We start from the raw sequence: 19,378 nt of genomic DNA, 5'->3' as shown, positions 1-19,378 counted from the left end.
ATGGCGATGAATGAGGCGATTCTACACCGCTGGCGTCGTGAGGGAATGGCGCAAAGCATTGTTCCCGTGCCGAAGGGGCTTGCGCAATGACGACTGGCAGGGTCAATGGTCGCCTCCCGGCATCAACCTGTTGCTGCGCAGCTTGTTGGGGCGATGGCCAATCACGCTGTTCAGCATCAGGGATACGCCGCTCAGTACCACGAAACCGTAGCCCAGCGTTGCTTGCAGATTGGCCGGACCGAGGCTGATCAAAGCGCTGACCAGCCCACCACAGATGAAGATGATGGTGCTGCCAGCAGACGCCGATGCGCCGGCATTTTCGGCAAACAGGCTCATGGCACGGGAGGTCGCCGGTGGCCGCGAAATGGTGGTGCCCACTGTGCAGATCAGCATCGGAACAAGCACCGTCGCGGCTGACAACTCATGGTTGGCGGCGAGGTAAAGCATCACTAGCCCCGAGACCAGGATCAGACTCAGCCCGGTGATAATTTGCTGTTGCGCATTGATATGCCGGTTCAGCACGCTGGCGAGCAGGCCGCCGAAGACATAGGCGGCACCGTAGACCAGCAGGATCAAGGCGAAATCGTAGGGGGCCATTTGCAGCTGCTCCATGAAGATCAGCGGCGAAGTGACGATGAAGGAAAAGTGGCAAGCGAAAGCGAATGCGGAGATCAGCCAATAGCCGACGAACGGGAAATTGCTCAGCACCATTCGGTAGGACTGAATGAAGCCCAGGTGTGGACCGTTCTGAACGGGCCGGCTGTTGTCGAGCAGTCGCCATGTTTTGATCAGAACCACAGCGGCCAGGGCGATGAATACCCAGAAGCTGCCGCGCCAGCCAAGCGCCGCCTGAAGGAACGTACCCGCCAGTGGTGAAACCGAAATGAAAATGCCCGTCGCGGTGACCATCAGGATCCGCAGGCGATCACGTTCATGGCCTTCGAACAGATCCTGTACCAGTGCCTGGGACAGCACGAAGCAACCGCATCCCAGCGCCTGTATCACCCGGAAAATCAGGAACATCGTGTAGTCGTTGCTCAGCACGCAGCCAAGCGCGCCGAGCAGCGACACGCTCATGCCTGCGAGCAGCAGGCCCTTGCGGCCGATCACATCGGACAGCGGCCCGATCAACAACTGGGCGAACGCAATACCCACGGCGAACAGACTGATCGAGAGCGCAATATCGCCTGGTGATCGATCAAAGTGTGCCGCCAGCGCCGGGAAAGAGGGTAGCAGCACATCCAGCGGAAATACGCCGAGCAGGATCATCGCCAGCAACAGGCCGACGGCACCGCGCTGTTGGCGGCGGGTGATTACGCGGCTGTGTTTATCCATCGATCAATCCTGCTTTGGCGAAGAGTTTCTGGTTATGGGGCAGCGCAAAAAAACCAGCCTTGTGCAGGGCTTCCAGGGTCGCTTTGGAACCGGCGCGGGCACGGGTGCGGCTGGCCTGCACGGTCGCCATACCGCTGACAATCTCCGCCACGTCACTGTCTGCAAGACCGGCTGATCGCAGGCTTTGTTGCAGCCAGTTTTCGTCGGCCTCGAAGAAAATCGAAATGATCTCCACCAGCGTCTTGCTTACGAAAAGCCGCTGACGACTGTTCATAGAGATCCAGAAATAATGGAAAGCTTCAGCGAAATAACGACTGTGCCGGGCCTCGTCGGCAAGGTGATCGCGCAGCATGTCGTTTACGCTGGAAACCAGCGTGTCGCGGCACACCTCCAGCAACTCACGGGCAATGATGGTTTCCGAAACAAATCCAAGCAGAAACCAGGCCAGTGCGCGGTTTTTCTCCGATGCGCGCGCAATCAGGGCGTTCATGCGGGCGATGCGCTTCGGGACGACGGGGCGCCGGGTAATGTTGTAGAGCGCGGCAATCTGCTCGGCAATCTGGTTGGAGAACAACGCGTGGTAGCCCTCGTCTGTGTACAGCTGCAGCGCGGCATGCTTCATCGGTAGCGGTATGTAGATGGGCAGTTCCCGATGCACGATGACTTCCACTGCGCGGTTAACGATGCGATGTTCAAGCAAAGTGGTGTAATCGAGGAAATACACCAGGTGATTGGCTGTGAGACGGTGCAGTGTTTCGCGCCCCTTGGCCTGGATCGCGGGATGCTCGAGATAGGGCAGAAAGGCTGGGGGAAACCAGTAGCGGGTTTGCAGTTGTTGCTCGACATCGCCCGGCAACCGATAGTCGTGGGTACTGGTGCGTACCGATGCGCGGCTTTCCCACTCGGGAAGGGTAAATTTGAGCGACCATGACACCGGGGCCTCGCTCTCATCGATCATTGGAGAAATCATGACGACACCCCGCACAGCAGATCACGCATTTCCTGGCACATCGCCTGGCCATCGCTTTGGCCGCAACCGATAAAGAACAATGGCTGCTCGGCGCTGCCTTCAAGACCGAGCAGGTTTTCCACCTGTCCGTCGGCGAACGCGCCGGTCAGCCAGGTGTTGAGTCCCAGCGTCGTCGCGACCAACTGAAAGGTTTGCGAAAGATGCCCCGCCTCGATGAACGCCATACGGTAGGCGCGCGAGTGTTCGTACTTCCACCAGAGTCGATCGAACCGGGCGGTGATGAATACGCCCAGCGGCAGGTTATTGATGAAGTGTTGGCCGCCGAGTAATTGACCCAGGGCAGGCTCAGGTAAGGAATTGACCTGACTCAAGGCGTGCTCGGCAGGGTGATAGGCGTAGATGCCGGGTTCGAGTCCGACGACGTTCTGCGCCAGAAGAAAGCCCTCACAGGCGTTCAGACCGCCGCCTGAGGGACTGCTTCGACGGGCCTCAAGGCCTGGCGCGACAGGATCGTCGTGTGCATTTTTGCGCGCGGGTAAATAGCCGAGGGTGAAGTACAGCAGCGTGCCAACCTCGTCCAGTGTCACCGCCGCACCGGTGTAGGAACGACAGGTTTTGCGCCTCAGCAATGCCTGGGTCAGGCTGTCATCGTTCATTGCGCCGGGTGCAGGCAAGGTGATGAGCGCCTCAACTGACTGCGGCTTCCTGTCTGTTGAAGGTTCTGGCTTCGCCAATACTTCGCTGCAATGCGCGAGATATTGTCTCGACCACTCGTGAATGTTCTGTGGCGTAGATTCGCAGGGAATATTTTGCGTGCCGATGTGATAAATCTTCGACAGTTCGTCCCAACCCCAATTCGGGCTGTCTATTTTTGAAACTGTTAGAATGCCAGCGTCCAGAAGTTGTGTGTCTATTATGTTGTTCGGGTCAAACAAGTCTGGGTTGTGTATAAGTCTGGCGAGGCGATGGGAGTAGTCAAGATCAAGCTCGTGTTGAGTATGGTTCTTGTAATTCCAGACAACTTGTCCGGGCGGGCGCGGCAATATAAACAGGAAAGGATTGATATACATTGATTCAGATCACTCAGGGAAAGTCTTGAGGACGCCGAAGTGCCGGCACTCTCCGGCGTCCAGACTTACTTAGCGGGCGTTGGCTGCAACCAGAAAGGCGAGGTTGGCGATTTTATTTGTTTCCAGATAAATGGTTTTCATGATGTGAACTCCTTGTTCATAGAAAGTTGAAGTCGCTTCGTGGCGACAACTTCATAATAGTTTGTAATCGAATATTGGCAAGCGGATATTAAGTAGGAATATTCCAGTAATTTTGTCGGAGTGATCTTTTGCCGGGGGCTAACTGTGTAGGTTTAATTTCCTTAATTAACAGGTATGGCGAAACTTCCTTCAAAGCGGAGAGGATGTAATTGTAGGAAGCAGGCGGAACACTCATGTCGAGTGTGAAGAAGCGGGGGAGGGTGGCGCAAAAAAAACGGGGAGCTCAGCGGCTCCCCGTGTTCAACCGCAATCAGCTGTTGGGCAGCAGACGGCAGGTGATGCTCTTGATGTAGCGGGTTTCGGCGATGGCTGGATGCACCGGATGATCCGGGCCCTGGCCGCCGCGCTCGAGCATCTGGATATTGCGATCCAGATGACGGGCGCTGGTCAGCAGAATGTTCTGCAGATCATCTTCCGGCAAGTGCATGGAGCACGAAGCACTGACCAGAATGCCGTCCTTGGTCAGCAGGCGCATGGCTTGCTCGTTCAGACGACGGTAGGCGCCTTCGCCGTTTTTCATGTCTTTCTTGCGTTTGATGAAGGCCGGCGGATCGGCAACGATCACGTCGAAGCGCTCTTCACTGGCTTTGAGTTCCTTCAGCGCTTCAAAGACATCGCCTTCGATGCAGGTCATCTTGTCAGCGAAGCCGTTCAGCGCAGCGTTGCGCTCGACACCGTCGAGGGCGAATGCGGAGGCGTCGACGCAGAACACTTCGCTGGCGCCGAAAGCAGCGGCCTGCACACCCCAGCCACCGATGTAGCTGTACAGGTCGAGCACGCGTTTGCCTTTGGCATACGGTGCCAGACGCGCGCGGTTCATGCGGTGGTCGTAGAACCAGCCGGTTTTCTGACCCTGAATGACCGGCGCTTCGAACTTGACGCCGTTCTCTTCCAGCGCAACCCACTCCGGTACCAGACCGAACACGGTTTCAACGTAACGGTTGAGGCCTTCGGCGTCGCGGGCGGCGGAGTCGTTCTTGAACAGAATGCCGCTTGGCTTCAGTACCTGGGTCAACGCGGCGATCACGTCATCTTTATGCGCTTCCATGGTCGCCGAAGCGATCTGCACCACGAGGATGTCGCCGAAACGATCGACCACCAGACCCGGCAGCAGGTCGGAGTCGCCGTAGACCAGACGGTAGAACGGCTTGTCGAACAGCCGCTCGCGCAACGACAGCGCGACGTTCAGGCGATGCACCAGCAGCGACTTGTCCAGGGCCAGTTTGATGTCGCGCGACAGCAGGCGGGCGCAGATCAGGTTGTTCGGGCTCATCGCTACGATGCCGAGCGGCTTGCCGCCGGCGGCTTCGAGCACCGCCTGATCGCCGGCCTTGAAGCCGTGCAGAGGCGTGGCAGCCACGTCGATTTCATTGCTGTAGACCCACAAGTGGCCGTTGCGCAGGCGACGGTCGGCGTTGGCTTTGAGGCGCAGGCTGGGCAGGGACATGACGTCGCTCCGAAAAAAAGAGCGGGAGTATAGCGTGTTGCGGTTTGCGCCGGGCTGAGGATGCGATGAAACGCTGATGATGCCTTCGCGAGCAGGCTCGCTCCCACAGGGGAATGCATTTCAAGTGTGGGAGCGAGCCTGCTCGCGAACGGGACCGCGAAGATTACGCAGCCAGTGCGTCAATCAGGGCCTGGCTGAACGCCGGCACATCATCCGGCTGGCGGCTGCTGATCAGGTTGCCGTCCTTGACCACTTCCTGATCGACCCAGTTGACGCCGGCATTGACCAGATCGTCCTTGACCGTTTTGTAGCTGGTCATGGTCTTGCCATTGACCAGTCCCGCCGAGATCAGCAGCCAGCTGCCATGGCAGATCACGGCAATCGGCTTGCCGGCCGATGCGGCGGTCTTGACCAGGTGCTGAGCGTCCTGATCGATGCGGATGGTGTCCGAGTTCTGCACGCCGCCCGGTAGCAGCACGGCATCGTATTGATCGATGCTCACAGCCTGGAAGGTGTTGGCGACCGGAAAGTCGTCCGCCGGTTTGTCGTGGTTCCAGCCTTTGACCGTACCGGTTTCTGCCGAAAGGATATCGACCTGCACGCCGGCCTGCTCCAGGGCATCCTTGGGACCGGTCATTTCGACCTGTTCGAAACCATCGGTTACCAAAATAGCCACGCGTTTGCCATTGAGGGAAGTTGCCATCGGTAAGCTCCTGAGTCTGTGGAGATTTTGCCTTCGCAGCGAACCATTGAGGTTCGATGCGCCCTACAGAGTCCGAAGCCTGTGCGCGGATGAAAGTTCCGGCGATGTGCCCATCGGTGTGTCGCCCTGCCGTTTCAGCGGTTAGAATCGCCGCCTGCCCCGGAGTGTGTACTTATGTCCCAAGAGCTGACCACCGAACAGATTCAACAATCGCTGCAAGGCATCAGTGTGCCGGCGCAACCGCAGATCATGGTGGATCTGCAAATGGAGCAGTACATGCCCGACCCGGACCTGGAGGTGATCGCCAAACTGATCTCCCAGGATCCAGGCCTGTCCGGCGCGCTGCTGAAAATCGTCAACTCGCCGTATTACGGCCTGAGCAACAAGATCACCTCGATCCAGCGGGCAGTGAATCTTTTGGGCAGCCGTTCGATCATCAACCTGATCAACGCGCAGTCAATCAAGGGCGAGATGAACGACGACACCATCGTCACCCTCAACCGTTTCTGGGACACCGCGCAGGATGTGGCGATGACCTGCCTGACCCTGGCCAAGCGCATCGGCACTCAGGCCGGTGACGAAGCCTATGCCTTGGGCCTGTTTCACGATTGCGGCGTACCATTGATGCTGCAACGGTTTCCCAACTACATGACCGTTCTGGAAGAGGCCTACGCCAGCGCCAGCCCGGAATGCCGTGTGGTGGATACCGAAAACCGTGTGTTCAACACCAACCACGCGGTGGTCGGTTATTACACCGCCAAGTCCTGGCGCCTTCCGGAGCATGTCAGCGCCGCTATCGCCAACCACCACAATGCGCTGGCGATTTTCAGCGACGAATCGTCGAAGAACAGCCAACTGAAAAATCTGCTGGCGATCCTGAAAATGGCCGAGCACATTTGCGCCTCGTACCGGGTGCTGGGCAACCAGACCGAAGATTTCGAGTGGATCGCGGTCGGGCCGATGGTGCTGGATTACGTTGGCCTGTCGGATTACGACTTCGAAACGCTCAAACAAACGATTCGCGACCTCGGCGCGCATTGATCCGAGGACACCATGCCTGAATTGCCGGAAGTCGAAACCACCCGTCGCGGAATTGCCCCGCACCTGGAAGGCCAGCGCGTCAGCCGGGTCATCGTCCGCGACCGGCGTCTGCGCTGGCCGATCCCGGACGATCTCGATGTGCGCCTGTCCGGGCAACGCATCGTGCTGGTCGAGCGGCGGGCCAAGTACCTGTTGATCAACGCCGAGGTCGGCACGTTGATCAGTCACTTGGGCATGTCGGGCAATCTGCGTCTGGTCGAAGCCGGATTGCCAGCTTTGAAGCACGAACACGTCGACATCGAACTGGAATCGGGACTGGCCCTGCGCTACACCGATCCGCGACGGTTCGGCGCGATGTTGTGGAGCAACGACCCGCTCAATCACGAGCTGCTGATTCGCCTCGGGCCGGAGCCGCTGACCGATCTGTTCGATGGCGAGCGCTTGTTCCAGCTTTCAAGGGGACGTTCGATGGCGGTCAAGCCGTTCATCATGGACAACGCGGTGGTGGTCGGGGTCGGCAATATCTATGCGACCGAAGCCCTGTTCGCCGCTGGCATCGATCCGCGCCGCGAAGCCGGGGGCATCTCCCGCGGGCGTTATCTGAAACTGGCGATCGAGATCAAACGCATCCTCGCCGCTGCCATCGAACGTGGCGGTACGACATTGCGCGATTTCATTGGCGGTGACGGTCAGCCGGGATACTTCCAGCAGGAACTGTTTGTCTACGGCCGCGGCGGTCAGCACTGCAAAATCTGCGGTACCGGCCTGCGCGAAGTGAAGCTCGGCCAGCGCGCCAGCGTGTTTTGCCCGCGCTGCCAGACCTGAAAAAATCCTTGGGTCTATAGTGAGAAGTCTCACTACTCAGCCCGAAGGATCGTGCCATGAAAGTCCTGCAAGTCGTCTTCGTCGCTCTGCTGCTGTGTTCCAGCCTCGCTGCTCAGGCCTCGGAAAACGGCAGCGGTGACCCGCGTTACACCATCCAGAATCCCCCGGCGTACGCCATGCTCGGCGACCTGCTGATCGCCCGACCCTTGCTGGTGGTGGCGACGGTGATCGGTGCGGGAGCGTTTGTGGTGTCGTTGCCGTTTACCGCGCTGGGGGGCGGCGTGGGCGATGCGGGACAGGCGCTGGTGGTTGATCCGGCGAAAGCGGCGTTTGTGCGGTGTCTGGGGTGTATAGGGGAAGGGTTTGAGCAGCGGGAGTGAAGGGCAAGATCACAAGATCGCAGCCTTCGGCAGCTCCTACAGAGAAATGCGATCCATGTAGGAGCTGCCGAAGGCTGCGATCTTTTTAGCAAATCAGGCCTTGCCGGTGATCTTGCGGTATTTCTCCATCAACTGCTCTTCAGTCTCCGGATGGGCTTCGTCCAGTGGAATGCAATCCACCGGGCAGACCTGCTGGCACTGCGGTTCGTCATAATGGCCGACGCACTGGGTGCACAGGTTCGGGTCGATCACGTAGATCTCTTCGCCTTGGGAAATGGCGGCATTCGGGCACTCGGGTTCGCAGACGTCGCAGTTGATGCAATCGTCGGTGATGATCAGGGACATGCTAACTCCAGCCGGGGCGGCAGGCCCGGGCGCTATAAATCAATGCGCGCAATTGTGCCGCATTGGCGAGCGCAGTGCACGCGGGGGCGATCAAGGGCACTGTTGGCTGCGATCCAAAAACGAAAAGATCGCAGCCTTCGGCAGCTCCTACTTTTTGAAGCGCAGGGTCAGCGCGTCGGCCACCGCCGGGTGAACGAACTTGCTGATATCGCCGCCCAGCGCGGCAATCTCCCGCACCAGGGTCGAGGAAATGAACGAATAGCGCTCCGACGGCGTGAGAAACAGGCTTTCCACATCCGGGGCCAGTTGGCGGTTCATGTTGGCCAGCTGGAATTCGTATTCGAAATCCGACACCGCGCGCAGACCACGCAGGAACACGTTGGCGTTCTGCTCTTTGGCGAAATGCGCGAGCAGCGTCGAGAAACCGACCACTTCCACATTCGGCAGGTGCCTGGTGACCTCGCGAGCCAGTTCGACCCGTTGTTCCAGCGGGAACAGCGGGTTCTTTTTCGGGCTGGCGGCGACCGCAATGATCACGTGATCGAACAGGCGCGAGGCGCGTTCGACCAGATCGCCATGGCCCTTGGTAATAGGGTCGAAGGTACCTGGGTACAACACTCGGTTCATCGCGTCGTCCTGGCGGGAGTCCGTTGGGGAGTCGGATGGTATCGCAGCCTTCCCGGTCGGCCAAGTCGCCTGTTGGGTAAGAAAGCACTATAGACGATAGGAATATGCTGCTTTTTTACGGATTTTTCAGTCGATCCGCCAGGGCCGTTGCCAGTTGCGCGGTCAGGCCATACACCGACAGCTGAGGGTTGGCGCCGATGCTGGTGGGGAACAGCGAGCCGTCGTGAATCGACAGATTGCTCAGTTGATGATGGCGACCAAGGCTGTCGGCGACCGCGCTTTTCGGATCTTCACCCATTGCGCAGCCGCCCATGAGATGGGCGCTGCCCAGCCGCGTGCGGTACAGCTCAAGACTCAAACCATTGATCAGCGTGCGGGCTTCGGCCACGGTCTTCACGTAATGGGCGTCGGCGTGCAACGGCATCACTGCTTTTGCGCCGCCAGCGAACTGAATCTCGGCCATGACGTGAAACGCCCGGCGCAAGCCGTCCCAGGCATAGGGTGAAACCTGATAGTCGAGGACCGGCGAACCATCGCCACGCAGCTCGACTGAACCGCCCGGGCTGTCCGGGTGAAAACCGTCACGCAGCAAGGCCAGCATGGCGTGGGTGTGCGGCAGGTCAGCCATGTGCTGCGCACTTTCCTGACCGAAGCCGCCGAGCAACATGGCTGCCAGTGCCGGATGCAATGGCGGCACTTCGAGTTTGAAGGCCATCGGTCCGTTGATGCCGTCCTTCCACTGGAAATGGTCGGAATAGATCGATTGCGGCGCTCCGTAAAACGGGTTGATGACTTCGTCGAAGCGCGCGGCGGACATGTTCACCGGGTGCAGGAAAGTGCGTTTGCCCAAGTTGTCATGCGGGTTCGGCGCGTCCGAACGCAGCAACAGCGCCGGGCTGTTGATGCCACCGCCAGCCAATACGTAATGCCGTGCCTTGACGTTGATTGTACGTCCGGTCGGTTCGACACAGCGCTCATCCATCGCCATGCATTGCAGGCCAGTGACCTTGTCGCCGCTGATCAGCAGCTTCTGCGCACGAGCCAGATAAAGCAGCTCGCCGCCCTTTTCCAGCATTGCCGGAATGGTCGTGACCATCATCGATTGCTTGGCGTTGGTCGGGCAGCCCATGCCGCAATAGCCGAGGTTCCAGCAACCGCGGACGTTGCGCGGGATCACGTGCCAGCTGTAGCCGAGTTGCTCGCAGCCTTTGCGGATCACGTCGTTGTTGGCGTTGGGCGGCACCATCCACGGCGCGACGCCGAGGCGCTGTTCCATTTTCTCGAACCACGGCGCCATCTCGGCGGGGCTGTGGCCTGTGACATTGTGTTCCCTGGCCCAGTGTTCGAGGGTTGGCTGCGGGGTGCGAAAACACGATGTCCAGTTGATCAGCGTTGTGCCGCCGACTGCGCGCCCCTGCAGGATGGTGATTGCGCCGTCCTTGCTCATGCGGCCGATGCCTTCCTGATAGAGGCTGCTGTAGGCCTTGTCTTCGAGCATTTTGAAATCGGAACTGGTTTTCAGCGGGCCTTCTTCGATCAGCAGGACTTTGTAACCGGCCGTGCTGAGGATTTCCGCTGTGGTACCGCCGCCGGCGCCGCTGCCAATGATGGCGACATCGGCTTCCAGGGTGAGATCGTCGCTCAGTTGCGCGCCGTTGTAGGTTTTCCAGCCTCGGGCGAGGCCTTCGCGGAAGAGATCAGGTACGGGCATCGGTCAGGTTCTCTTTATTATTCTGGATGCTGTGGTGATGCAGCAGGCCCTTTCGCGAGCAGGCTCGCTCCCACAGGGGAATGCATTTCAAATGTGGGAGCGAGCCTGCTCGCGAAGGCCGCGCCCCGGTTTCAGACCTTCGGCGGCCCGGGATAACCGCAATGTGCCCAGGATTCGGCGCGGGTGTACCAGCCCATCATCACCATCTGCCGCAGAGAGCTATGCCCCATGCGCAGCAGGCTCAGCGAGCTGTTCTCCCAGCGATCAAGGAAATGCCGCATCGCCTCGGAACTGGCATTTTCCCAACTGCCCCAGATGCCGGTCAGCGGCCCACGAGTCACGGCCATGCCAAGCACGTCGAACAGTTGTCGGGTGAGCTTGAGCATTTCCGGCGACAGGTGGTTGATGCTGTAGTCCAGCGACTTCAGTGTGCCGTCGACCGCTGCGGGCATTTTCTCCGCCGCCACGGCGCCATTGAGCATCACCGGAATCAGTGCGCGCAGAAACAGCAGATCACCGTCGCGCAAACTGACGAAGCCGTTGGCGCTGACGCTCGACGAGCAGCCGGTGAGGCTGGCGCCGAGGCCAGCGGTGGCGAGAAACGCGGTGGCGCCGAGGCTGAATTTCAGCAGGCCACGGCGCGACAAGGCAGGTGTTTCGGTCAGGCTTGGGTGCATTGTTGTTATTACCCGGGTCGACAGTGTTTAGCGGATGAACAGTTTCTGAATCAGTTTCTGAATCGACGTGCCGTAGGGCGGGTAAATCAACCGGGCCGCGTTGAAGCGTTGTTTGATCAGTACGCTTTTAGCCTTGCTGAAGGTCAGGAACCCTTCGTGGCCGTGGTAATGGCCCATGCCAGACGGACCGATGCCACCAAACGGCATATCGTCCTGGGCGACGTGCAGCAAGGTGTCGTTCAGGCACACACCGCCGGAGTGGGTTTCGTGCAGCACTCGGTTCTGTTCGCGATTGTCGTAGCCAAAGTAGTAAAGAGCGAGAGGACGTGGTCGCTGATTGATGTAGGAAAATGCCTGTTCCAGATCGCGGTACGGCACGATCGGAAGCAGCGGGCCAAAGATTTCGTCCTGCATCACCGTCATCTCATCGGTGACATTCAGCAGCACGCTGTGCGGCATACGTCGGCCCTGACCTTGCTCGAACAACGGGATCAGCAACGCGCCCTTGCTGGTGGCGTCACTGACGTAACCGTTGAGCCGCGCCAACTGGCGCTCGTTGATGATTGCCGTGTAGTCGGCATTGTCGGCAAGGGTCGGGTAAAAGCCTTGGACGGCCTGACGATAGGCCTCGACGAAAGCGCCGACGCGGTCTTCCGGCACCAGGACATAGTCGGGGGCGACACAGGTCTGCCCGGCGTTAAGGGTTTTGCCGAAGGCGATGCGTTCGGCGGCGTCCTTGAGCGGCACGTCCCTGGAGACGATGGCCGGCGACTTGCCGCCCAGCTCCAGAGTGACCGGCGTCAGGTTCTGCGCTGCAGCGCGCATGACGTGTTTGCCGACGCTGGTGGAACCGGTGAACAGCAGATGATCGAACGGTAGTTGCGAGAAGGCCACGCCAACATCTGCCTCGCCAAGCACCACGCAGACCAGGTCTTCGGGGAAGATCCGCGCCAGCAATTGCTTGAGCAACAGCCCGGTGGCCGGGGTCGATTCGCTGAGCTTGAGCATCACCCGATTGCCCGCCGCCAGGGCGCCAACCATCGGGCCCACGGCCAGATACAGCGGATAATTCCACGGCACGATTACACCGACCACGCCCAACGGCTGATAGATCACCTTCGCCGAGGCCGGCTGGAACGCCATGCCGACCTTGCGCCGCGAGGGCTTCATCCATTTTTTCAGGTGACGGCGGGCGTAGTGAATGCCGTGCAGGCTCGGCATCAGTTCGGCGAGCAGGGTCTCGTCGGCGCTGCGATGACTGAAATCGGCGCTGATCGCCTCTATCAATGCCTGACGCTCCGCGCTGAGCAAATCGCGCAAAGCACCGAGCCACTGCTGGCGTTGCGCAGCAGGCGGCATCGGGTTCGCGGCATACGCCGCCCGTTGCGCCTGGAACTGCCGATCGAGGGTTTCAAAAGGCTGTTGCAGCGTTTGCAGGTAGGCAATGTCGGCAGTCATCGCAGGCTCCGGATTTTATTGTAGTGGGCACTTTCTAGAGTCTAAGCTCTAGAAAGTCAAACGACTTCCGTGCACGGCAGTGTTTTATCCATTTCCGGTTAGGTCGTAAGATGCGCCGTCAACGCACTCTGAATTAAAGCTCAAGCCATGGCCCCACGAATAAAAACCAGCGAGCGCATCGTTCAGAACAGCCTGGAGCTGTTCAATCAGCAGGGCGAGCGCAGCGTCAGTACCAACCACATCGCCGCGCACATGGAGATATCTCCGGGCAACCTGTACTACCACTTCCCCAACAAGCAGGCGATCATCGCCGTGTTGTTCAGTGAGTACGAAGCTTTGGTGGACAGCTTTTTGCGTCCGCCCCAAGGCCGTCCGGCGACCGTCGAGGACAAGCGTTTCTATTTGAAGGAACTGCTTTCTGCCATGTGGCGCTACCGTTTTCTGCACCGCGACCTCGAGCATCTGCTCGACAGCGATGCGGAACTGGCCGCGCGTTATCGGCGCTTTTCCCAGCGCTGCGTGATCCAGGGGGCGGCAATCTACGAAGGCTTCGTCGCCGCCGGCATCCTGAAAATGGATCGCGTGCAGATCGAATCGCTGACTCTCAACGCCTGGATCATCCTGACCTCGTGGGTACGCTTTCTGTGCACCACGCGGGAAAACTCCAACCACCTCAGCGAACAGGCCGTGAAGCGTGGCGTGTATCAGGTGCTGGTGCTGGAAGCGGGGTTTGTCACTGATCAGGCGCGGGATGAAGTCAATGCGCTGTTCGACGAGTTCTATGTGCCGCTGGCCCAAGCCCTTGAAGACGTGAAATAAACAGTTCAGCCGAATTCCACAGGAGCCTGATATGTCGATTGCGCAGTTGATCAGCCCACAAGCACTGGACGCTCGCAAAGAGCAGCCGGGTCTGGTGATTCTCGATTGTCGTTTCGCCCTCGAAGATCCGGATTACGGCCAGCGCAGCTACGCCGAAGGACACATTGCCGGGGCAAGTTTCGCCGATCTGGAGCGTGATCTGAGCGGTAAGGTCGAGAAGGGCGTGACCGGACGTCATCCGCTGCCCGAGCCGGCGGCGCTGATCGAACGCCTGCAAGCCTGGGGCATCAACAACGACAGTGATGTGGTTTTGTACGACGACGGCCCGGGTGCATACGCGGCGCGGGCGTGGTGGTTGCTCGCATGGCTGGGCAAGCGCGACGGCGTGTTCATTCTCGATGGCGGGCTCAAGGCCTGGCACGCGGCCGGCCTGCCGCTGAGCCTGGATCCGCCGAGCGTGACGCCGGGCCACTTCAGCGGTCAGCCGGACATGAGCCTTCTGCTCAGCGCCGAGCAATTGCAGCAACGCCTCGGTCAGCCAACGCTGACCCTGCTCGACGCCCGCGCCTTGCCGCGCTTCAAGGGCGAAGTGGAACCGATCGATCCGGTCGCCGGACACATTCCCGGCGCGCAGTGTGCGGCGTTCACCGATAACCTCGGTAGTGATGGACGGTTTTTGCCGGCGGAGCAGCTCAAGCAGCGCTTTGCCGCGAAACTGGGCGAGCGTTCGCCGTCGGAACTGGTCGCGTACTGCGGATCCGGGGTGACGGCGTGTCATAACCTGTTTGCACTGTGCCTGGCGGGCTATCCGCTGGGTGCGCTGTATGCCGGATCGTGGAGCGAGTGGATCAATCAGCCTTCGCGCGGCATAGCCACCGGCGAATAATCACCGAGTCCCCCTGTAGGAGTGAGCCTGCTCGCGATGGCGGTATGTCGGTGAATTAAATGGCAACTGACCCACCGCCTTCGCGAGCGAGCTCGCTCCCACAAAGTCTTTTATTACATCGCAAAATTTGATCAAAGCGCAGACCCCTGTGGGAGCGAGCTTGCTCGCGAAGGCGCCCTGTCAGGCAGTGAATTTCCAGACTGACACACCGCCATCGCGAGCAGGCTCACTCCTACAGGGGGATATGCGGCGCTCAATGACCGAGTGCGGCGAGCCATTGCGGTATGCGCCGCTCCAGGTAATACCCGGGCCGGCGAACCGAGCCGTCAACGAAGCCTACATGACCGCCACGCGCCTGTAGTTCGAACTCGGTGCAGGCCGATAGCTCATCGGCCTGCGGCAGGCTGTGCGGGAACACGAAGGGGTCATCCGCCGCTTGAATGATCAGCGTCGGTGTGCGGATCTCGCCGAGGTAGTAGCGGCTCGAGGCGCGGCGGTAGTAATCCTCGGCATCATTGAAACCATGCAGTGGCGCGGTCACCCGGCCGTCGAAATCCCAGAACGTGCGCATGTTCTCCAGCGAACCGAGCGCCGCCAGTTTGGCCAACCCGTCTTCGCGCCCGTCATGCTGGAACTGGCGCTGCTTGTTCTTGATGTAGGCGACCATTTCGCGCATGAAATGCGCCTGGTAAACCCGCGAAAATCCTTGCCCGATGCGATCGGCGCACTGGTCGAGCCTGAACGGCACCGACACTGCCACCGCACCGAGCACGCCGCTATTGCTGCCGGTTTCACCCAGATGTTTGAGCAGCACATTGCCGCCCAACGAATAGCCGACCGCATACAACGGTGCCAACGGACGTTTCGCGCGCAAGTGCTGGATGGCTTCGGCAAGGTCTTCGCTGGCGCCGGAATGGTAGCTGCGCGGCAACAGATTCGGCTCGCCGGAGCAACCGCGCCAGTTCAGCGCGACGCTGGCCCAGCCCTGATCGGCCAACGCTTTTTGAATGCCAGCCACGTAGGGCGAATTGGAAGAACCGGTCAGCCCGTGCAGCACCAGCACCAGCGGCGCCTCGGCACTGTGCGGGCCGTGCCAGTCGAGGTCGAGGAAGTCGCCGTCCTCGAGCCACAGGCGTTCCCGCTCGCGCTCGATGTGCACGGTCTTGCGCCACAGCGGGCCCCACAAGGTCTGCAGGTGCGGATTGCCGAGGCCGAAGGCTGGGGTGAAGTGTTCTGGCGAAGGGGGCACGAGGGTTCTCGATGTGCGTATGGCGAGGGAGAGCGCTCCCTCGCCGCAGGTTTTGCCTTTCGTTAACCGGTAATGTCTGCCGTGCGTTGCCACAACGCGTAATACACACGACCGGATTTCTGCTCGCGGTGCAGACGCCAGTTGCCCGGCAGGCCCAGCGTCGACGGCGCGGTTTCGCTTTCAGTGTAGATCCACGAATCGGCCGCCAGCCATTGGCGTTCTTCCAGCAGAGTGCAGACTGCTGGCAGCAGGTTCTGATTGAACGGCGGATCGAGGAACACCAGATCGAACGGCGTCGCGGTCTGGGTTTCCAGGTAGCGCAGCGCGTCGGCAGTCTGCACCTGCCCGTTGCTGCAGCGCAGGGTGCCGAGGTGTTCTTTCAGGCTCGATACCGCAACGTTGCTGGCGTCCAGTGCCTGAGCGGTGGCCGCGCCACGGGACAGCGCTTCGAGAAACAGCGCGCCGCTGCCGGCGAAAGGGTCCAGCACTTTGGCCCCTTCGACATACGGTGCGAGCCAGTTGAACAGGGTTTCGCGCACCCGATCCGGCGTCGGGCGCAGGCCCGGCGCGTCAGGGAAGCTCAGTTTGCGGCTGCGCCACTGGCCGCCAATGATGCGCAGCTGATTGACGCCGTTGTGCACGTTCTGCACAGGTTTTTTCGGTGCTCGAGTCGCCATTAATGCTCCGGAACCCCGAGCGGTTGCTCGGCAGGTTTATCAGATGGGGCCGGTAACGGCTTTTGCGGCACGGTCGGGCCAGCGGTGACGATGACCATTTTCTCCGTGCTCAGGTGTTTGTTCAGCGCATCGCGAACCTGTTCGACGGTCAAGCTCTGCGACTGACGCATGAAGTCGTCCAGATAGCTCAGCGGCAGATTATAGAAGCCCATGGCGCCGAGTTGGCCAACGATGTCGGCGTTGCTCGCGGTGGACAGCGGGAAACTGCCGGCCAGCTCGCGCTTGGCATCGTCGAGTTCTTTCTGAGTCGGCCCGGTTTTCAGGTAGTCGGCGAGCACGTCCTGCACCAGTTTCAGGGTGCCTTCGCTCATCTCGGCGCGGGTCTGCAGGTTGATCATGAACGGGCCACGGGCCTGCATCGGGCTGAACGCCGAATACACGCCGTACGTGAGGCCACGCTTCTCGCGCACTTCGCTCATCAGGCGCGTACCGAAACCACCGCCACCGAGGATCTGGTTGCCCATCGACAGCGCGGCGTAATCCGGATCGTCGCGATCGATGCCCAGTTGCGCGAGCATCAGGTTGGTCTGTTTCGACGGAAACTCGATGTGATTGACGCTGGCCTTCGGTTCCTGCGGCGCAGCGATCTTCGCCAGTGCCGGGCCTTTCGGCAGGGCAGCGGAAATCTGATTGGCAATCGCCTCGGCTTCGGCGCGCGACAAATCACCGACCAGCGCAATCACCGCATTGCCGGCGGCATAGGCCTTGGCATGGAATTCACGCAATTGCGCGACGGTGATCTTCGGCACGCTTTGCGGATTGCCGTCGCTGGAATGCGCGTACGGGTGATCGCCATACAGACGCTTCATCAGCTCGAGGCTGGCGAGTTTGCCGGGATTCTGTTTCTGGTATTCGAAACCGGCGAGCAACTGGTTCTTGATCCGCGCGAATGAATCAGCGGGGAAGGTCGGTTTGCCGACCACTTCGGCGAACAGTTTCAGCGCCGGTTCACGCTGCTCGGCAGCACTCAGACTGCGCAGCGAAGCCAGCGCCATGTCCTTGAACGCACCGTTGCCGAAGTCGGCACCAAGGCCTTCAAAACCCTGGGCGATGGCGCCAACGTCTTTGCCGGCGATGCCTTCGTTGAGCATGGCGTTGGTCAGCACCGCGAGGCCCGGCACGTTGCCGTCCTGGCTGCTGCCGGCGGCGAAGATCAGGCGCATGTCGAACATCGGCAGCTCATGCGCTTCGACAAACAGCACTTTGGCGCCTTCAGCGGTGTTCCAGGTCTGCACGTCGAGCTTGCGGCTGGCCGGGGCCTTGCCGTCGAGTTCGGCCAGCGATTGCAACTTTTGGCTGGTTTTGGCGTTATCCAGTGCTTCGCTGGCCTTGCTGTCAGCGCTTGGCGACAGATAAACCGCTGCCGAGCCGATCACCGCGACAGCAATCAGACCGAGCAGCATCAGGCGTGGGGTTTTGCGCTCACTCATGAGTCGTCTCCAAAGGCAGGACGTGGGCGACGCTGAGACGTTCGCGGGTGAAATACTTTTTCGCGGCGTTCTGGATGTCTTGCGGGGTCACGCTTTCCAGATCGGCCAGTTCGGTGTCCATCAGCTTCCACGACAGACCGACTGTTTCCAGTTGACCGATCGCGGTGGCCTGGCTGGTGATCGAGTCGCGCTCGTAGACGAGACCGGCGATGACCTGTGCTCGCACGCGTTCCAGCTCTTCGGCCGACGGTGCAGTGGTTTTCAGCTGCTCGAGCAGTTTCCACAAGCCGGCTTCAGCCTGAGCGATGGTCTTTTTCTTCTGCGTGTTCGGCGTCGCCGACAGGGTGAACAGGCTGTCGCCACGGGTGTAGGCGTCATAGTCCGACGAACCGCCAGAAACCAGTTCTTCGCCGCGTTCCAGTTGCGTCGGAATGCGTCCGCTGTAGCCGCCGTCGAGCAGCGCCGAGATCAGGCGCAGGGCGTTGACCGAGCGTTTGTCCTCGGCCGTGGCAATGCTTGGCACGTTGAAGCCGAGCATCAGGCTGGGCAACTGGGTCTGCACGCGCAGGGTGATCTGGCGTTCGCCGGGCTCGGCCAGTTCCAGCGGTTTTTTCGCCGGTGGTACCTCGCGTTTGGCGACGGGGCCGAAGTAGCGCTGGGCGAGGGTTTTCACCTCGTCCGGAGTGACGTCACCGACCACTACCAGCGTGGCGTTGTTCGGCGCATACCAGGATTGGTACCAGTGGCGCAGTTCTTCGACTTTCATGCGTTCCAGATCCGCCATCCAGCCGATGGTCGGCGTGTGGTAACCGCTGGCCGGGTAGGCCATTGCCTTGTAGCGCTCGTAGGCTTTGGACATCGGCTTGTCATCGGTGCGCAAACGGCGCTCTTCCTTGATGACTTCGATTTCCTTGGCGAACTCGTCGGCCGGCAGGCGCAGGTTGGCCATGCGGTCGGCTTCCAGCTCGAAGGCCACACCGAGGCGATCGCGGGCCAGCACTTGGTAGTAAGCAGTAAAGTCGTCGCTGGTGAAGGCATTCTCTTCGGCGCCGAGGTCGCGCAGGATCAGCGAGGCTTCGCCGGGGCCGACTTTTTCGCTGCCCTTGAACATCATGTGTTCGAGCGCGTGGGACAAACCGGTCTGGCCCGGGGTTTCGTAGCTGGAGCCGACCTTGTACCAGATCTGCGAAACAACGACTGGCGCACGATGGTCTTCGCGCACGACGACCTTCAGACCGTTGTCGAGGGTGAATTCATGGGTCGGTTGCGGGTCGGCCGCCAGGGCCGAAAGGGGCAGGCAGACTGCGCTGAGCAGCAGGCCAGCAGCGCGGCGGGCTAGAGCATTCATTCGTTTTTCAACCTGTTGGGCTGCCCGCTTGGTCTTAGCGTCGGCGGGCGAGAGGGTGCTAGGATACTGATCCGTTTTACCGGCGACCACGTCTATCAGGCCAGAGGGTGTGATAAAGC

The 19,378-nt window shown here is 60.3% G+C and carries 19 protein-coding genes; 5 read left to right on the top strand and 14 right to left on the bottom strand.

Going from position 1 to position 19,378, the window contains the following annotated elements; all coding sequences use genetic code 11:
- Positions 1-102: 102 nt before the first annotated feature.
- From J2Y90_RS04310 to J2Y90_RS04290, 5 genes are all read right to left on the bottom strand, one after another.
- Positions 103-1,335: a multidrug effflux MFS transporter gene (locus J2Y90_RS04310; RefSeq protein WP_253496859.1), complete on the bottom strand. Its 1,233-nt coding sequence runs from the start codon at positions 1,333-1,335 to the stop codon at positions 103-105.
- A complete protein-coding gene (locus J2Y90_RS04305) occupies positions 1,328-2,305 on the bottom strand; it encodes a diiron oxygenase (protein WP_253496856.1) in 978 nt (325 codons plus the stop codon). Before J2Y90_RS04305 ends, J2Y90_RS04310 begins: the two co-directional genes overlap by 8 nt.
- A complete protein-coding gene (locus J2Y90_RS04300; RefSeq protein WP_253496853.1) occupies positions 2,302-3,375 on the bottom strand; it encodes a SagB family peptide dehydrogenase in 1,074 nt (357 codons plus the stop codon). The genes J2Y90_RS04305 and J2Y90_RS04300 overlap by 4 nt, the downstream gene beginning before the upstream one ends.
- A 451-nt stretch (positions 3,376-3,826) precedes the next feature.
- Positions 3,827-5,023, bottom strand: coding sequence for a class I SAM-dependent rRNA methyltransferase (locus J2Y90_RS04295; RefSeq protein WP_016772700.1), 1,197 nt, complete (start codon positions 5,021-5,023; stop codon positions 3,827-3,829).
- A 163-nt stretch (positions 5,024-5,186) separates the two neighbouring features.
- The gene (locus J2Y90_RS04290) at positions 5,187-5,726 is read right to left on the bottom strand and encodes a type 1 glutamine amidotransferase domain-containing protein (protein ID WP_253496850.1); all 540 of its coding nucleotides are present in this window, start codon (positions 5,724-5,726) and stop codon (positions 5,187-5,189) included.
- 228 nt (positions 5,727-5,954) lie between these two features.
- Between J2Y90_RS04290 and J2Y90_RS04285 the strand changes: the two genes are divergently transcribed.
- From J2Y90_RS04285 to J2Y90_RS04275, 3 genes are read left to right on the top strand one after another with little or no spacing between them, the layout of a single operon-like run.
- Positions 5,955-6,767 carry an HDOD domain-containing protein gene (locus tag J2Y90_RS04285; RefSeq protein WP_253505047.1) on the top strand — a complete coding sequence of 271 codons (813 nt, stop codon included), beginning with the start codon at positions 5,955-5,957 and terminating at the stop codon, positions 6,765-6,767.
- Positions 6,768-6,779: 12 nt separating this feature from the next.
- Positions 6,780-7,592: a bifunctional DNA-formamidopyrimidine glycosylase/DNA-(apurinic or apyrimidinic site) lyase gene (mutM, locus tag J2Y90_RS04280; RefSeq protein ID WP_253496847.1), complete on the top strand. Its 813-nt coding sequence runs from the start codon at positions 6,780-6,782 to the stop codon at positions 7,590-7,592.
- A 56-nt stretch (positions 7,593-7,648) separates the two neighbouring features.
- Positions 7,649-7,972 (top strand): multidrug transporter, encoded by a 324-nt coding sequence (locus J2Y90_RS04275; protein WP_253496844.1) that lies wholly within the window; start codon positions 7,649-7,651, stop codon positions 7,970-7,972.
- A gap of 93 nt (positions 7,973-8,065) precedes the next feature.
- Here the strand turns inward: J2Y90_RS04275 and J2Y90_RS04270 are convergent, their stop codons facing one another.
- The 5 genes from J2Y90_RS04270 to J2Y90_RS04250 all read right to left on the bottom strand — a co-directional run bounded on the left by J2Y90_RS04270 (position 8,066) and on the right by J2Y90_RS04250 (position 12,790).
- Positions 8,066-8,317, bottom strand: coding sequence for a YfhL family 4Fe-4S dicluster ferredoxin (locus J2Y90_RS04270; RefSeq protein ID WP_003195146.1), 252 nt, complete (start codon positions 8,315-8,317; stop codon positions 8,066-8,068).
- Positions 8,318-8,464: 147 nt separating this feature from the next.
- Positions 8,465-8,944: a pantetheine-phosphate adenylyltransferase gene (gene coaD, locus J2Y90_RS04265; RefSeq protein ID WP_042606545.1), complete on the bottom strand. Its 480-nt coding sequence runs from the start codon at positions 8,942-8,944 to the stop codon at positions 8,465-8,467.
- A gap of 115 nt (positions 8,945-9,059) precedes the next feature.
- A complete protein-coding gene (locus J2Y90_RS04260) occupies positions 9,060-10,655 on the bottom strand; it encodes a GMC family oxidoreductase (protein WP_253496840.1) in 1,596 nt (531 codons plus the stop codon).
- 131 nt (positions 10,656-10,786) lie between these two features.
- Positions 10,787-11,332 carry a twin-arginine translocation pathway signal protein gene (locus J2Y90_RS04255; protein ID WP_253496837.1) on the bottom strand — a complete coding sequence of 182 codons (546 nt, stop codon included), beginning with the start codon at positions 11,330-11,332 and terminating at the stop codon, positions 10,787-10,789.
- Between the two features lie 27 nt (positions 11,333-11,359).
- Positions 11,360-12,790 carry a coniferyl aldehyde dehydrogenase gene (locus tag J2Y90_RS04250; RefSeq protein ID WP_253496834.1) on the bottom strand — a complete coding sequence of 477 codons (1,431 nt, stop codon included), beginning with the start codon at positions 12,788-12,790 and terminating at the stop codon, positions 11,360-11,362.
- Positions 12,791-12,937: 147 nt separating this feature from the next.
- Here J2Y90_RS04250 and J2Y90_RS04245 point away from each other — a divergent pair, with 147 nt between their 5' ends.
- On the top strand, positions 12,938-13,609 hold the full coding sequence (locus tag J2Y90_RS04245; RefSeq protein ID WP_016772708.1) for a TetR/AcrR family transcriptional regulator: 672 nt from the start codon (positions 12,938-12,940) through the stop codon (positions 13,607-13,609).
- A 31-nt stretch (positions 13,610-13,640) separates the two neighbouring features.
- Positions 13,641-14,495 carry a sulfurtransferase gene (locus J2Y90_RS04240; protein WP_253496831.1) on the top strand — a complete coding sequence of 285 codons (855 nt, stop codon included), beginning with the start codon at positions 13,641-13,643 and terminating at the stop codon, positions 14,493-14,495.
- Positions 14,496-14,748: 253 nt separating this feature from the next.
- Here J2Y90_RS04240 and J2Y90_RS04235 read toward each other — a convergent pair whose 3' ends face one another.
- The 4 genes from J2Y90_RS04235 to J2Y90_RS04220 all read right to left on the bottom strand — a co-directional run bounded on the left by J2Y90_RS04235 (position 14,749) and on the right by J2Y90_RS04220 (position 19,259).
- On the bottom strand, positions 14,749-15,744 hold the full coding sequence (locus J2Y90_RS04235) for a hydrolase (protein WP_253496828.1): 996 nt from the start codon (positions 15,742-15,744) through the stop codon (positions 14,749-14,751).
- Positions 15,745-15,806: 62 nt separating this feature from the next.
- Positions 15,807-16,421 carry a 16S rRNA (guanine(966)-N(2))-methyltransferase RsmD gene (rsmD, locus tag J2Y90_RS04230; RefSeq protein ID WP_253496825.1) on the bottom strand — a complete coding sequence of 205 codons (615 nt, stop codon included), beginning with the start codon at positions 16,419-16,421 and terminating at the stop codon, positions 15,807-15,809.
- Entirely contained in the window at positions 16,421-17,911 is a 1,491-nt protein-coding gene (locus tag J2Y90_RS04225; RefSeq protein ID WP_253496822.1) for a M16 family metallopeptidase, read from the bottom strand. Before J2Y90_RS04225 ends, rsmD begins: the two co-directional genes overlap by 1 nt.
- Entirely contained in the window at positions 17,904-19,259 is a 1,356-nt protein-coding gene (locus J2Y90_RS04220; RefSeq protein ID WP_253496820.1) for a M16 family metallopeptidase, read from the bottom strand. The genes J2Y90_RS04225 and J2Y90_RS04220 overlap by 8 nt, the downstream gene beginning before the upstream one ends.
- Between the last annotated feature and the right edge of the window lie 119 nt (positions 19,260-19,378).

This window comes from Pseudomonas koreensis (assembly GCF_024169245.1).
Lineage (GTDB): Bacteria > Pseudomonadota > Gammaproteobacteria > Pseudomonadales > Pseudomonadaceae > Aquipseudomonas > Aquipseudomonas koreensis_F.
This window is presented reverse-complemented; position numbering and strand designations above follow the sequence as displayed.

Coding starts and splice junctions, on each gene's coding strand:
- J2Y90_RS04310 (WP_253496859.1), bottom strand. CDS start 1,335: ATGGATAAACACAGCCGCGTAATCACCCGCCGCCAACAGCGCGGTGCC.
- J2Y90_RS04275 (WP_253496844.1), top strand. CDS start 7,649: ATGAAAGTCCTGCAAGTCGTCTTCGTCGCTCTGCTGCTGTGTTCCAGC.
- J2Y90_RS04270 (WP_003195146.1), bottom strand. CDS start 8,317: ATGTCCCTGATCATCACCGACGATTGCATCAACTGCGACGTCTGCGAA.
- coaD (WP_042606545.1), bottom strand. CDS start 8,944: ATGAACCGAGTGTTGTACCCAGGTACCTTCGACCCTATTACCAAGGGC.
- J2Y90_RS04245 (WP_016772708.1), top strand. CDS start 12,938: ATGGCCCCACGAATAAAAACCAGCGAGCGCATCGTTCAGAACAGCCTG.
- J2Y90_RS04300 (WP_253496853.1), bottom strand. CDS start 3,375: ATGTATATCAATCCTTTCCTGTTTATATTGCCGCGCCCGCCCGGACAA.
- J2Y90_RS04255 (WP_253496837.1), bottom strand. CDS start 11,332: ATGCACCCAAGCCTGACCGAAACACCTGCCTTGTCGCGCCGTGGCCTG.
- J2Y90_RS04260 (WP_253496840.1), bottom strand. CDS start 10,655: ATGCCCGTACCTGATCTCTTCCGCGAAGGCCTCGCCCGAGGCTGGAAA.
- J2Y90_RS04305 (WP_253496856.1), bottom strand. CDS start 2,305: ATGATTTCTCCAATGATCGATGAGAGCGAGGCCCCGGTGTCATGGTCG.
- J2Y90_RS04240 (WP_253496831.1), top strand. CDS start 13,641: ATGTCGATTGCGCAGTTGATCAGCCCACAAGCACTGGACGCTCGCAAA.
- J2Y90_RS04225 (WP_253496822.1), bottom strand. CDS start 17,911: ATGAGTGAGCGCAAAACCCCACGCCTGATGCTGCTCGGTCTGATTGCT.
- J2Y90_RS04295 (WP_016772700.1), bottom strand. CDS start 5,023: ATGTCCCTGCCCAGCCTGCGCCTCAAAGCCAACGCCGACCGTCGCCTG.
- J2Y90_RS04220 (WP_253496820.1), bottom strand. CDS start 19,259: ATGAATGCTCTAGCCCGCCGCGCTGCTGGCCTGCTGCTCAGCGCAGTC.
- J2Y90_RS04250 (WP_253496834.1), bottom strand. CDS start 12,790: ATGACTGCCGACATTGCCTACCTGCAAACGCTGCAACAGCCTTTTGAA.
- rsmD (WP_253496825.1), bottom strand. CDS start 16,421: ATGGCGACTCGAGCACCGAAAAAACCTGTGCAGAACGTGCACAACGGC.
- J2Y90_RS04290 (WP_253496850.1), bottom strand. CDS start 5,726: ATGGCAACTTCCCTCAATGGCAAACGCGTGGCTATTTTGGTAACCGAT.
- mutM (WP_253496847.1), top strand. CDS start 6,780: ATGCCTGAATTGCCGGAAGTCGAAACCACCCGTCGCGGAATTGCCCCG.